The sequence below is a fragment of the Paraburkholderia heleia NBRC 101817 genome (assembly GCF_000739775.1).
GTDB lineage: Bacteria > Pseudomonadota > Gammaproteobacteria > Burkholderiales > Burkholderiaceae > Paraburkholderia > Paraburkholderia heleia.
This window is the reverse complement of the sequence record NZ_BBJH01000002.1, coordinates 93,713-105,942: the sequence shown is the minus strand read 5'-3', so window position 1 is coordinate 105,942 and position 12,230 is coordinate 93,713. Positions and strand designations below refer to the sequence as shown.

10 protein-coding genes and 3 pseudogenes are annotated in these 12,230 nt (G+C 63.3%); 7 read left to right on the top strand and 6 right to left on the bottom strand.

All coding sequences use genetic code 11. The features are described from left to right. Positions 1–146: 146 nt before the first annotated feature. Both BHE01S_RS01155 and BHE01S_RS38860 read left to right on the top strand, forming a co-directional pair. Positions 147–1,565: pseudogene (locus tag BHE01S_RS01155) on the top strand (aminotransferase-like domain-containing protein); the annotation flags it as partial. Positions 1,566–1,599: 34 nt separating this feature from the next. Beyond that, positions 1,600–1,755, top strand: a pseudogene (locus BHE01S_RS38860) (nuclear transport factor 2 family protein); the annotation flags it as partial. Between the two features lie 51 nt (positions 1,756–1,806). Here BHE01S_RS38860 and BHE01S_RS01150 read toward each other — a convergent pair. From BHE01S_RS01150 to BHE01S_RS01130, 5 genes are all read right to left on the bottom strand, one after another. After that, complete coding sequence (locus tag BHE01S_RS01150; RefSeq protein WP_042259622.1) at positions 1,807–3,108, bottom strand: HlyD family efflux transporter periplasmic adaptor subunit; 1,302 nt, start codon at positions 3,106–3,108, stop codon at positions 1,807–1,809. 34 nt (positions 3,109–3,142) lie between these two features. After that, positions 3,143–4,666, bottom strand: a complete 1,524-nt coding sequence (locus BHE01S_RS01145) for an efflux transporter outer membrane subunit (RefSeq protein ID WP_042259620.1) — start codon at positions 4,664–4,666, stop codon at positions 3,143–3,145. Positions 4,667–4,721: 55 nt separating this feature from the next. Then, complete coding sequence (locus BHE01S_RS01140; RefSeq protein ID WP_042259618.1) at positions 4,722–5,159, bottom strand: MarR family winged helix-turn-helix transcriptional regulator; 438 nt, start codon at positions 5,157–5,159, stop codon at positions 4,722–4,724. 105 nt (positions 5,160–5,264) lie between these two features. Then, a complete protein-coding gene (locus tag BHE01S_RS01135; protein ID WP_042259616.1) occupies positions 5,265–6,827 on the bottom strand; it encodes a DHA2 family efflux MFS transporter permease subunit in 1,563 nt (520 codons plus the stop codon). An 86-nt stretch (positions 6,828–6,913) separates the two neighbouring features. Next, a complete protein-coding gene (locus BHE01S_RS01130) occupies positions 6,914–7,351 on the bottom strand; it encodes a MarR family winged helix-turn-helix transcriptional regulator (RefSeq protein WP_042259614.1) in 438 nt (145 codons plus the stop codon). A gap of 169 nt (positions 7,352–7,520) precedes the next feature. Here BHE01S_RS01130 and BHE01S_RS01125 point away from each other — a divergent pair. The 3 genes and pseudogenes from BHE01S_RS01125 to BHE01S_RS01115 all read left to right on the top strand — a co-directional run. Further along, positions 7,521–7,712, top strand: a pseudogene (locus BHE01S_RS01125) (VOC family protein); the annotation flags it as partial. Positions 7,713–8,036: 324 nt separating this feature from the next. Further along, complete coding sequence (locus BHE01S_RS01120; RefSeq protein ID WP_042259612.1) at positions 8,037–8,747, top strand: SDR family NAD(P)-dependent oxidoreductase; 711 nt, start codon at positions 8,037–8,039, stop codon at positions 8,745–8,747. 77 nt (positions 8,748–8,824) lie between these two features. Continuing rightward, positions 8,825–9,058, top strand: coding sequence for a tautomerase family protein (locus BHE01S_RS01115; protein WP_042259608.1), 234 nt, complete (start codon positions 8,825–8,827; stop codon positions 9,056–9,058). An 85-nt stretch (positions 9,059–9,143) separates the two neighbouring features. Here the strand turns inward: BHE01S_RS01115 and BHE01S_RS01110 are convergent, their stop codons facing one another. Continuing rightward, positions 9,144–10,409 (bottom strand): serine hydrolase domain-containing protein, encoded by a 1,266-nt coding sequence (locus tag BHE01S_RS01110; RefSeq protein ID WP_042259607.1) that lies wholly within the window; start codon positions 10,407–10,409, stop codon positions 9,144–9,146. A gap of 312 nt (positions 10,410–10,721) precedes the next feature. On the opposite strand from BHE01S_RS01110, the gene BHE01S_RS01105 reads away from it, so the two are divergent. Continuing rightward, entirely contained in the window at positions 10,722–11,759 is a 1,038-nt protein-coding gene (locus BHE01S_RS01105; protein WP_245639602.1) for a GGDEF domain-containing protein, read from the top strand. A 193-nt stretch (positions 11,760–11,952) separates the two neighbouring features. After that, a complete protein-coding gene (locus BHE01S_RS01100) occupies positions 11,953–12,219 on the top strand; it encodes a DUF4148 domain-containing protein (RefSeq protein ID WP_042259599.1) in 267 nt (88 codons plus the stop codon). The last annotated feature ends 11 nt before the right edge of the window (positions 12,220–12,230 follow it).

Below are 12,230 nucleotides of genomic sequence, written 5' to 3'. Positions count from 1 at the left end.
GCACTGTCCGCAATGATGCGTCCTCGCCGGAGGGCCGTATAGAAGCAGTCGACGCATAATTGAGCGCAGCAGATCGGTATCCCGATCCCGCACGCCACACGAAACGCATGAGTCCACCCATGACAGCACTGGAAGAGCCAGAACGCATGACACGCTACGAACGCCTCGCACAGAGCATGGCCGCCGAGATTCGCTCGGGCAACCTGAAGCCGGGTTCGCGCATGCCGTCGCTGCGGCAGATCATTGCGCAGCACGGCGTAAGCCAGTCCACGGCGGCGCGCGCTTACTACGTGCTCGAACAGTGGGGCCTCGTGCGTGCTGAAGAACGTTCGGGCTACTACGTCATGCCGGCCTCGAAGCCTGCCAAGGCGGATTCGCGCTCAACGACGGGCGAAACGGCCACCGTCGATATCAGCGAACTGGTGTTTTCCGTACTCGATGCCGCCAAGCGCCCCGGCATCGTGCCGCTCGGCTCCGCGTTCCCCTCGCCGCTGCTTTTTCCGCTCTCGCGCCTGGCGAAATCGCTCGGCCAGGCCGCGCGCAGCGTGAGCCCGTGGAGCACGGTGGTCGATCTGCCGCCGGGCAACGAGAACCTGCGCCGGCAAATCGCGCTGCGCTACATGCGCGTTGGCATCTCGCAGCCGGCCGAGGACATCATCATCACCAACGGCGCGCTGGAAGCGCTCAATCTTTGCCTGATGGCGGTCACGCAGCCCGGCGATATCGTCGCGGTGGAGTCGCCAGGGTTTTATGCCGCGCTTCAGGCGATCGAACGGCTTGGCCTGCGCGCCGTAGAAATTCCGGTCGATACCGCGACGGGGCTCGACCTCGACGCGCTGACGCAAGCGCTGGAGAAGCACCCCATTCGCGCATGCTGGTTCATGACGAATTTCCAGAACCCCACGGGCGTCACGTTGTCGGCTTCAAAGAAAGAAGCGTTAGTCGAGCTGCTCGCGAAACACGAAGTCCCGCTCATCGAAGACGATGTGTACGGCGAGCTGCACTACGCGCCAAACTATCCGCCACCGGCTATCGCGTTCGACCGGCGCGGCCTCGTCATGCATTGCGGCTCGTTTTCGAAGAACCTGGCACCGGGCTATCGCGTGGGTTGGGCGAGCGCCGGGCGCTTCGCCGAGCGCGTGCAGCGCCTCAAACTGATGACGACGATCTCGGCGAGCATCCCCGCGCAGGCCGGCATTGCCGATTATCTGGAGCACGGGGGCTACGAGCGTCACTTGAAGAAGATCCGGCTCGCGATGCAAACGCAGCGCGATGCAATGATCGAGGCGATCCGCCGGTGGCTGCCCGAAGGCACGCAATACACGCGGCCCGAAGGCGGGTATTTTCTGTGGCTCACCTTTCGTGAGCGCATCGACGCGATGGCGCTGCATCGGCTTGCTATTGAACGCGGCATCAGCGTCGCGCCCGGCCCGCTCTTTTCCGCGTCACATGCATTTGAAAATTGCATTCGGCTCAATTACGGCCATCCATGGTCGCAGCGCATCGATGAGGCGATCCGCACGCTCGGTGAACTGCTCGTTCATCCCGAGGTGTGCGGACGAACGGCCGGTCACGCATCGCAACCCGACGGGTACCAGGGTGACCGAATACACCATCGCTTACCAGGGACGGCCCGCTTTCACCGTAAGCATTATGGAGTTCCGTGACGGCAAGGTCGGTCACGAGACCCGGTATTTTTCGCAATCCTTCGAAGCGCCGGATTGGCGCAGCCAATGGGTTCAGAAAATCGTGTAACGCTGCATTGTCGAATGAGACCGCTGAGCTGCACCGCGCCGCCAGCCAACCCTAGCCCGCGTTGCCCTTGCGATCGCGCGCCGGCACACGTTGCGCCGATGGCTGTGCCGCGGTCGCTGGCGTCGACGCAGCCATTTCGTTCTGCTTGATGACCTTCTCGATCTCGCCGTTGGCCTGCGCGTCGTACTGCGCGAACACATCGGTACGATAGCGCGTATTCTGCGCCGCTCCAAGCCTCGACCCGGAATCGTCGCGCGTATCGGCATCGACTGTCATCGAGAGGCCGATGCGCAACGGACGCGCCGCAAGTTCGCGGGGATCGAGCGCGATGCGCACCGGCAGGCGCTGGACGATCTTGATCCAGTTGCCCGTCGCGTTCTGCGCCGGCAGCGTCGCGAATGCACTACCCGTGCCCGCCGAAAAACCTTCGATACGGCCGTGATACTTCACACCCGAGCCATACACATCGGCGGTGAGCGTCACCGGCTGGCCAATGCGCATGTGCTTGAGCTGCACTTCCTTGAAGTTCGCGTCCACCCACACGCCGTCGAGCGGCACGATCGCCATGAGCGGCGTGCCGGGCGAGACACGCTGACCGACCTGCACCTGACGCTGCGCCACATAGCCCGTCACCGGCGCCGGCAAGGTATCGCGCGCATACGCGAGCCATGCCGCGCGCACTTTCGAGGCGGCCGCCTGCACGTCCGGATGCTGTTCGACTGACGTGCGATCGGTCAGTGCATGATTCGCCGCGCCCTGCTGGCGTGCTGCGTCGAGCGCGGCCTGCGCGGCCTGCACGGCATCGCGCGCGTGGGCGATATCCTCGGCGGAAACGGCGCCCGAGTCCGCGACGGCGAGACGCCGGCGCAGATCGTCGTTGGCGCGCGCAAGGTCCGATTCGCGCTGCGCCACGTTCGCCGCATAGAAGTCGTTGTTCACATACAGTCCGCTCACACGGCGCACGGTCTGGCCGAGCGACGCTTCGGCATCGGCCAGCGCGATTCTTGCGTCGGCCGGATCGAGCGTCACGACCGGGTCGCCCGCCTTCACGACCTGCGTGTCATCGGCATTGACGGCCACCACCGTGCCCGTGACCTGCGGCGTGAGCTGCACGAGATTGCCGCTCACATAGGCGTCGTCGGTCGATTCGTGAAAGCGGCCTTCCGTAAAGTAGTACGCGCCATACACTGCGCCCGCAATCAAGGTGACGGCGCCGAGCAACGCGATCAGGCGCTTGCGGCGGCCCGGGGGCGTGGGCTGCTGGTCGTTGCCGGCCGGGGCCGCTTGCGCGCCGCCTTCTTGCTCGTCGACTTGATCCACCGGCTCGCGGTCGGTCGTGATCGTTTCGCTCATTTCAGTTCTCCTGACGGGTCTGCAAACATGCCGTTCAACGTGCGGCGGCAATGACGGAATTGGCTTGAGGGTTAGGTTGGGCGGCAGCGTCCGCGTGGGGGGCAGTATCGGCTGAGGTGTCGACATAGCCGCCACCCAGATCCGAAGCCAGCGCAATCTGCTGGTCGCGGCGATCCATCTTCAGGTTGGCGATGGCTTCGTCGGCGTTCAGCGCGGTGACGTCGGCATTGAGCACCGTGAGCTGATTGGTCAGTCCGCCCCTGTATTGCGTGATCGCGAGCTGGTCGGCATCGCGCGCCGCCTGCTGCGCGGTTTGGGCATCGACGAGCTGCGCGTCGCTCGAACGGATCTGCGCGAGCTGCGTAGCCACGCCGCTGAGCGCAGCAATGAGCGTCTGGTCGTAGGCGGCCACCGCGTAGTCGAACTCGGCGTAGCGGCCCTTCAACTGCGCACGCAACTCGCCGCCGTCGAAGATCGGCAGATGGATCGCGGGGCCCACCGAAGCCGTGCGGCTTGCGGCGGTCAGGAAGCGGCCGAATCCGAACGCGTCGAGACCCAATGCGGCGCTCAGGTTGATGTCCGGGTAGAACTCCGCCTTCGCCTCCTTCACTTCATGCGTGATCGCGTCCACGCGCCAGCGCGCCGCGACGATATCGGGGCGACGGCTCACGAGATCGGCAGGCAGGTTGTCCGGCAAACGCACCTCGTCGCCCACGCCGAGCGTCGGCCGCGCAATCGCGAGTCCGCGGTCGGGGCCCTTGCCCATCAGCGCGGCCAACTGGTAACGCGTGGTCAGAATGCTGCCGTCGAGCGCGCTCACTCGCGAGCGGCTCGTCGCCAGGTTCGCTTGTGCGGTCTTGCGTTCTACCTGCGTGTCGAGGCCCGTGGCTATGCGGCCCGCCGTGATGCGATCGATCTGCTCGCGGCGCGTGACCTCTTCCTGCGCGATGTCGCGCAACGCGTAGAGCCGCGCCAGCTGGTTGTAGGTGCGCGCGATCGAGGTATCCAGCGTGAGCTTGACCATTTCCTCGTCGGCCTCGCTCGCGGCCGTCTCCGAAACGGCGGCACGCAGCGCCTCGCGGTTCTTGCCCCACAGGTCGAGATCGTAGGAAGCGGTGAGCAGGCCCTTGTTTTCGGTCTGCCACGAGCCGGCGTACGGCGGCGGAATCAGCGCCGTGCTACTGAACTGCTGGCGCGTCAGCGTGTAGCTGGCGTCGACGCGCGGCAGCGTGCCCGCCTTCGCGGTTTCGCTATAGGCCTCGGCCTGCGCCACGCGCGCCCTGGCCTGCTCGACGCTCGGGCTACCCTGCAGCGCTTCGGCGATCAGCGCCTTGAGTTGCGCGTCGCCGAACTGGTCGACCCAATCGGCGGACGGCCAGCGGCCCTGCTCTTGCGGCAGGCTCTGCGCCGTCTCGAACTGTTGCGGCCGGGCCATCTTCGCGTCGCTGTGGATGCCCGCATAGTTTGCGCACGCCGCCAGCGCGGCCATGGCGATCGCCGATACGCCCAGCTTCAGCGTACGGGCACCGATGCGTGATTCAGAAGTCTGCGGTTTCATTTTCTGACAAATCAGATTAATGGTCGAAAAAAACGCGGCCGCACGGCCGCACCGTTCAGTCGTCTGTGAACTTGCGAAGCAGGCGGTTCAGTTCCGCAAACTCAGCCTTGGTGAATTTGCGCAGGCGCGCGTTCAACACATGCGGTGCAATTTCCGGAATCTGCGCCGCCGTTTCCAGCCCCTTTGCCGTGAGGTGAAGATTGACCACGCGGCGGTCGTCTGCGTCCCGGGAACGCTCCAGCAGACCTTTGACTTCCAGCTTGTCCAGCATTCGCGTCATGAGCCCCGTATCGATCCCCAGCAGCTTGGACAACTCGAACGGCGTGGTCGCCACACCCTGCTTCAGCGATAGCAAAATGCCCATTTGCTGGCCCGTGATGTCGAGGTCCTTGAGCGCCGCGTCCATTTCCGCGACGACCAGATTGCGCGCCTTGACGATCCTGAAGCCGACACTTTCCGTGAGCATGAAATTTTTCGTGGTGTAGTGGTCCATTGCGGCGCCCTCCGTGTTAGCCGTCACAGTATCTGCATTATCAGATACTGTCAAGAAAAACACACGAGGCAGGTTTGCCCTCTGAACCGGATTCAACTGCAATATTTAGTGTCCGCCGGCCGCTGCCGCGCCCGCGCCGCCGCCCTTGAGCGGCCTCGTCATCCAGATCAGCGGGATGATGACGATGAAGATCACCGCAGAGATCCAGAATATGTCGTTCAACCCCAGCATGACGGCCTGCGCATTGAGCGAACTTTCGTAAAAGGCCGTGGCCCTCGGAACGCCGCCGCCCAGCGTGGCCTGCAAATGTGCGATCGCGCTGGCGAATGCGGGATTCTCCACACTCGTTTGCTCGGCGAGCCGGGCGTGATGAAGGATCGTGCGGTCGTTCCAGGCGTTGCTCATGAGCGAGGTGCCCACGGCGCCCGCGAAAATGCGCGCGAAGTTGGACAGCCCCGCGGCCGCGGGAATCTCGTCTGCCCGCAGACCCGAGAGGATGATGCCGGTGAGCGGCGTAAAGAACAGCGCCGTTGGAATGCCTTGCAGCAACGTCGGCAAAATGAGTGTCCATGCGTCGACGCCCGTAATGTAGTTCGAGCGCATGAAGAACACGGCAGCGAAGCCGACGAACGCGAGGGTGGCGAGTACGCGCAAGTCGGAGCGCGGCATGACCTTGCCCATCACGGGAGCGAGTATTACGGCGAAAATCCCCAGCGGCGCGGTGACGAGCCCCGCATCCACCGCGCGGTAGCCGAGAAAGCCCTGGATCCACTGCGGCAGGATCACGAGGTTGGCAAAGAAGATCGCATACGCGACCGAAATCGCAATCGTGCCGCCGAGGAAGTTGCGTTTGGCGAAGAGCCGCAAGTTGACGATCGGCTTTTCCTCAGTCAATTCCCAGATGAGGAAAAACACGAAGCTGACCGCGGCGACGATGGTCAGCGTCCAGATGACCGGCGAGCTGAACCAGTCGAGATCCCTGCCCTTGTCGAGCATGATCTGCAACGGCGCGACCCAGGCGATGAGCGCGATCAGCCCGACCCTGTCGATCGGCAGCTTGCGCGCCGGCGATTCGCGGTCGCGGTAGATCGCCCAGATCACGCCGGCCGCGAAGAGGCCGACGGGCACGTTGATGTAGAAGATCCATGACCAGCTGTAGCTGTCGGTGATCCAGCCGCCGAGCGCGGGGCCCGCGATCGGTCCGACGGTTGCAGTCATCGCCCACAGCGCCAGCGCGTTCGAGCTCTTTTCCCTGGGAAAGGAAGCGAGCAGCAAAGCTTGCGACAACGGTACCAGCGGGCCCGCCACGGCGCCCTGAACGATGCGGGCGACGAGCAGTGTCAGCAGGTTCGGCGCCATGCCGCACGCAGCCGACGAGAGCACGAACAGCAGGATCGCCCAGACGAACAGCTTGACCTGGCCCACGCGCTGAGTAAGCCATCCGGTCAATGGAATAGATACCGCATTAGCCGCGGCAAAGAGCGTGATGACCCACGTGCCTTCGTCGATCGACACGCCGAGGTTGCCGGAGAGCGTAGGAATCGCGACGTTTGCAATCGACGAATCCAGCACGTTCATAAAGGTGGCGAGCGCCACGGCGAAGGTGCCGAGCGCGAACTTCGCTCCGGTCAGCTGGGCCGGCGCGCCTGGGTTGTTCGGAGGATTCATGTGCGTTCTCCCGCCTGGATGCGAATGCCCCGTCAAGCACGGGCCATTATCTGACATGTCTGATAATTGGATAAAAAAATGCCGTCTTAGCCGTGGAGCAGTCTGGAAAGCAGCGTGCTCAAGGCGTCGAAGTCGGACTTCGAGAAGTGCGAGAGCCGCTCGCGCCAGGCGCCCGGGGCAACGTCGGCGTTGCGGGACGCGACCGAGCGGCCCTCCCGCGTCAACGAGACGTCCACGAGGCGCCGGTCTGCGCCATTGCGCGAGCGCTCCACGAGTCCACTGGTTTCGAGCTTGTCCAGCACGCGGGTCATGCGGGCGGGGTGGACGCCGAGCCGCTTCGCCAATGCCGCTGGCGTTTTCGCGCTGCCGCAGGCGAGCGTCAGCAGAATGCCGCGCTCCTGCAGGTTCAACCCGGCGTCCTTGAGCCCGGTCCTGAGTTCGGTGGCCATCCGGTGATGCGCCTGGCCCGGCACAAACACCAGATTCTGCGTCCGCTCGAAATCTTCATTGACGGGATCGTCCATCGATTTCCCTCCTTGATATCTGATTCAGAATATATCTGACATTGCAGATGTGTGCAAGCGAGTCGCGGTGGCGGCGCGCGGCAAACTGCGACGCGATACACCAGGTAAAAAGTGATGTGAACGGCAAGCGATTATCGACGCCGCTCCTCCCCGCTATATTGTTTCGACAGAGACTCACGTGGGCCTGCATCATCTTGCATTGCGCGTGGGCAATGAAGAAGCGCTCACCGATATCTTCGTGCGCGTGTCCGGGTGGCCCGGCGTGAAAGTTGAATTTGCGCCGGAAAACCTCGGGCCGGCGCCGAAACGCCACACCACGGTGTACGAACCGGGCGGGATCCGGTTCGAATTCGATCACGATCGCACACACAGGGTTCCTGAACCCCGCTTCGATTCGCCGGCGGCCATACGGCCGCCGCGCGCACCCGGCTTTCTCCCCCTGTCCAGATTGACCCGTGCGTGAGCATTCGCGCTTAGTCCGGTTCTATTTAATCAGTTTTCCGAACTAAGCGATGCATCATTCCCATGTCCTTTCACCGCAGCCTGTTTGCTCGCATTTGTTCCTGCGACTCACAACTGTTTGTCCGTGCCCTGTATTTAAAACAGGAGCACCGGTGTGTAAATTGGTCGACATCGGCGCAGCAAGCCCGATCAGAAACAGCGTCCAACTTACTTCGAGGTTTATATGAGTCAATCCCCAAAAGTCGTCGTGGTCACGGGTGCGTCGCAAGGCATCGGCGCCGAAACGGCCAGGGCGTTCCGCGCGCTCGGCTACAAGGTGGTCGCGACGTCGCGCAACATCAAACAGACTGACGATAGCAATCTCATCGCCGTGGCGGGCGATATCGCCGACCCGGCCACGGCTCGCCGCGTGATCGAAACGGCCGTCTCGCGCTTTGGCCGCGTCGATACGCTCATCAACAACGCGGGCATTTTCGTGGCGAAGCCGTTCACGCAATACACCGCAGAAGACTACGCCACGATCACGGGCATCAACCTCGGCGGTTTCTTCCATATCACGCAGCTCGCTGTTGCGCAGATGGAAAAGCAGGAGAGCGGCCACGTCCTCAGTATCACGACGACGCTCGTCGACCACGCGATCGACGGCGTGCCGTCGGTACTGGCCTCGCTGACCAAGGGCGGTCTCGCCGCCGCAACGCGTTCGCTGGCGATCGAGTATGCAAAGCGCGGCATTCGCGCGAACGCGGTGTCGCCCGGCATCATCAAGTCGCCGATGCACGCGCCCGAAACGCACGCAGCACTTGGCGCGCTGCACCCGATGGGTCATATGGGCGAAATGAGCGACATTGTGAACGCCATCCTCTATCTCGACTCGGCCCCCTTCGTGACCGGTGAAATCCTTCACGTAGACGGCGGCCAGGTCGCCGGCCACTAAGCTGCACGGCACACCATCGATGCCAAACAGGAGCGCCGGCTGCCGGCGCTCCTTCGATCATCATCAAGGAAAGCGACATGCCGATCGTCACCATTCAGGTTACACGCGAGGGCTCCAAGCCCGGCACGGATTCCGTCACGCCGGACGAAAAGGCCCAGTTGATCAAGGGCGTGAGCCAGCTATTGCTCGACGTGTTGAACAAACCGCTCGAAGCGACCTTCGTCGTCATCGAAGAGGTGCCGACGGAAAACTGGGGATGGGGCGGACTGCCTACCGACGTCTACCGGAGACAGAAGGGACTCATCAAGTAAATGCGCGCGGGCGGCTCGAGAGCGGGCTTTCGCGCGCAATTGCCCCGGTTGCATCGACATGGGTGATGCCCCCACTCGCGGATACTCAGCCCGCTGCCTGGCGTCCGCACTCCGTGATCGCGCTGTACACGAGCGTGCGCAACTGTCGGCGAATCGGGTACGCGGTCGAGGGCAATAGCTGGGTCAGAAACAGCACGATCATGTCCTCGCGAGGGTCGACCCAGAAGAAGGTGCTGGCCGCGCCGCCCCAGAAAAAGTCGCCCGCACTGCCCGGAATCAGCGTGGAAGCAGGCGCGATCGTCGTGGCGAAGCCGAGCCCGAAACCCACGCCTTCGTAAGCCGCTTCGGTGAACATCGAGCGCGAGAGGCGCGGCAGGTCCACACCGCCCGGCAGATGGTTGGCCGTCATCAGCTCGATCGTCTTCGGCCCCAACAGCCGCACGCCGTCGAGTTCGCCGCCCTGCAACAGCATGCGCGAAAACCGCATATAGTCCGCCGCCGTGGAAACCAGGCCGCCGCCGCCCGACACAAACGAAGGCGGCTCGCGATAAGGGCTCGTGTGCGGATCGTCCTGCAACTCGGGACCCTTTTCGGAGACGACCTTCGAGCCGAGCGCGCCGATGGCATAGCACGCGCAGAAGCGGGACACCTTCTCCTGCGGCACGTAAAAAGCCGTGTCGACCATGCCGAGCGGGTCGAAGATCCGCGTTTTCAGAAAGTCCTCGAAGGCCATGCCGCTGACCTTGCCGACGAGATAGCCGAGCACGTCCGTGGAAACCGAATAGTTCCAGGCATCGCCCGGCGAAAATTCCAGCGGCAGCGTGGCCAGCTTCTCGATCATTTCGTCGAGCGTGCCCGCGGTCGCAAGCTCGCCCACTTTCAGCTTGCGATAGGCCGCATCGACGTTGGTGTTCTGCTGAAACCCGTAGGTCAGGCCGGAGGTATGCCGCAACAGATCGACGACGCGCATCGGGCGCGCGCGCGCGCGCGTCTGGAAGCTCTCCATGAAACCGCCCGCGTAGACACCCGGCTTTTCCCACGACGGGATGTACTTGCTGACGGGATCGTCGAGCGCGATCTTGCACGCCTCGACCAGCATCATGATCGCCACCGACGTAATGGGCTTGGTCATCGAGTAGATGCGGAAGATCGAGTCTTCGGCCATCGGCGTGTGCCGTTCGCGGTCCGCGAGACCCAGCACCGAGTTCAGCGCGAGTTCGCCACGCCGCCACACCTGCGTGACGGCGCCCGCGAGCGTGCCGGGGGCAACGTAGTTCTCGTCGAGAAAACGTTCGATCCGTGCGAGCCGCTCGCACGACATGCCCTGCGTTACCTGACCTTCCCTACTCATGACGCCTCCTTTAGCGGATTGACCGAGCGTATTCGGAACCGGTGAATTGCACGCGATGCGCGCAACAGTATCCGCCATTCGGGGCAAAGTTGCGTCGCGTCGCATTGTGCGGCGTTGTCGATCACGACGCCACATATTTGACACGCACCGGGCATGCAATGCGCATCGGCCCAATACGCAGTTGAATTTCGTTTTTTTGGCGCCTCGATATGCAATATGTGTGGGGTACACTACCGGGCGACAAAATACAGAATGACAGCGGGGGTAGCAGCGATGGGCGAAACGCAAACATATTCCTGGCCCGGGAAAGCGTTGTTTCGCGCATTTCCGAAGGACCCTGAAAAAGAGCAGGCCGTACTGCGCATTACGCTCGGTTCCGTCGTGCTTCTCGCCTACCTCCTTGCCTGCCCGATCTACCGCTCGACGCATCTCTACGCGACGCTTCTTGCGGTCACCGCTTATGTGGCGTTCGGCGTCGTCACGTATGTCGCGGTGACCGTTGCGCCAGCGCGCTCGCGCGTGCGCCTCACGCTCTTCACGTTCGCCGATCAGGCAATCGTCACCGGCGCGCTGGCCGTGGGCGGCACCGCTGCGCTGCCGCTTCTATGGGTGGCCTTCTGGTTTCTGGTCGGCGCGGGCTGCCGCTATGGCCAGCGCATGCTGGGCCTTTCCTGTGCCGTGGCGCTCGTCGGCATCATGGGCCTGATGCACTGGCAGCCGTGGTGGCGCGCCAACCTCACAGCCGCGCTCGGCATTGCGCTCAGCATTGCGGCGACGTCCGTCTATCTGGCGGTGCTCGTCTACCGGCTGGAACGTCAGGCGTCGACCGATCCGCTCACCGGGCTCTACAATCGCGTGCGGCTCGAGCAGGCCATTGGGCGTACGCTCTTTACGCGCGGCGTCGAAGTCGATCGCACCGCCATGCTGCTCGTCGATCTCGACGGCTTCAAGGAAGTGAACGACTCCTTTGGGCACGCGGTGGGCGACGAACTGCTGCGCAGCTTCGCCGAGGCACTCGTGAGCCGCATGCGGCGCGGCGATACGCTCGCACGCCTGGGCGGCGACGAGTTCGTGGTGCTGGCCCGGCACGTCTACGACAAGAACGATGCTCTGACCGTCGCCAACAGCATTCACGCAATTCTCGCCGACATGCGCACCGTCGGCGGCTATCCGGTGACCGTGTCGTGCAGCATCGGCGTGTGCCTGCTCACGGAAGGCACCGGCAGCCGCTCGCTCGACGCGCGCACCTTGATGCGCGCCGTGGACAGCGCCATGTACCGGGCCAAGGCGCGCGGCATGGGGAAGACGGAGTTCGTCGATACGGCCGGCGTGACGCCCGGCGCGGTCTGACCCCAACCATTCCCGCCACGTTCAGAAAAGTGGCACTTTGCGCTGCGGGCACGTCCGCATTGTTCTCCTGGTCGAAACAGTGAATTCGTCTATTAGGTATTTACCCTGATCAACGACCCTCCTAAACTGGTTCCATCGTTGCTTATGACCCTGTAGGCAGCTAAAGAAGAAAGTCAATCTGGAGGTCATTGCCATGAAATCGCTCGTCCAAGCCGTCGTTATCGCTGCCGCTCTCGCCGCTCCCGTTGCCGTGTTCGCCCAGTCGAACCAGCCTGTGACGCGCGCGCAAGTCCGTGCCGACATGATTCAGGTCGAAAAGGCCGGCTTCAATCCCGCTCGTTCGAATCCCAATGAATATCCGGCGAACATTCAAGCCGCTGAAGCTCGCGTCGCTGCGCAAAACAGCGCAGTGGGCGGCGTGAACAGCGGTTCGTCGCAAGCAGGTCAAGCAGCGCAGTAACCTGCCAGGCT

Bases quoted from the DNA above. Each gene is read 5' to 3' on its own strand.
- BHE01S_RS01150 (WP_042259622.1), bottom strand. From the start codon at position 3,108: ATGAGCGAAACGATCACGACCGACCGCGAGCCGGTGGATCAAGTCGAC.
- BHE01S_RS01145 (WP_042259620.1), bottom strand. From the start codon at position 4,666: ATGAAACCGCAGACTTCTGAATCACGCATCGGTGCCCGTACGCTGAAG.
- BHE01S_RS01140 (WP_042259618.1), bottom strand. From the start codon at position 5,159: ATGGACCACTACACCACGAAAAATTTCATGCTCACGGAAAGTGTCGGC.
- BHE01S_RS01135 (WP_042259616.1), bottom strand. From the start codon at position 6,827: ATGAATCCTCCGAACAACCCAGGCGCGCCGGCCCAGCTGACCGGAGCG.
- BHE01S_RS01130 (WP_042259614.1), bottom strand. From the start codon at position 7,351: ATGGACGATCCCGTCAATGAAGATTTCGAGCGGACGCAGAATCTGGTG.
- BHE01S_RS01120 (WP_042259612.1), top strand. From the start codon at position 8,037: ATGAGTCAATCCCCAAAAGTCGTCGTGGTCACGGGTGCGTCGCAAGGC.
- BHE01S_RS01115 (WP_042259608.1), top strand. From the start codon at position 8,825: ATGCCGATCGTCACCATTCAGGTTACACGCGAGGGCTCCAAGCCCGGC.
- BHE01S_RS01110 (WP_042259607.1), bottom strand. From the start codon at position 10,409: ATGAGTAGGGAAGGTCAGGTAACGCAGGGCATGTCGTGCGAGCGGCTC.
- BHE01S_RS01100 (WP_042259599.1), top strand. From the start codon at position 11,953: ATGAAATCGCTCGTCCAAGCCGTCGTTATCGCTGCCGCTCTCGCCGCT.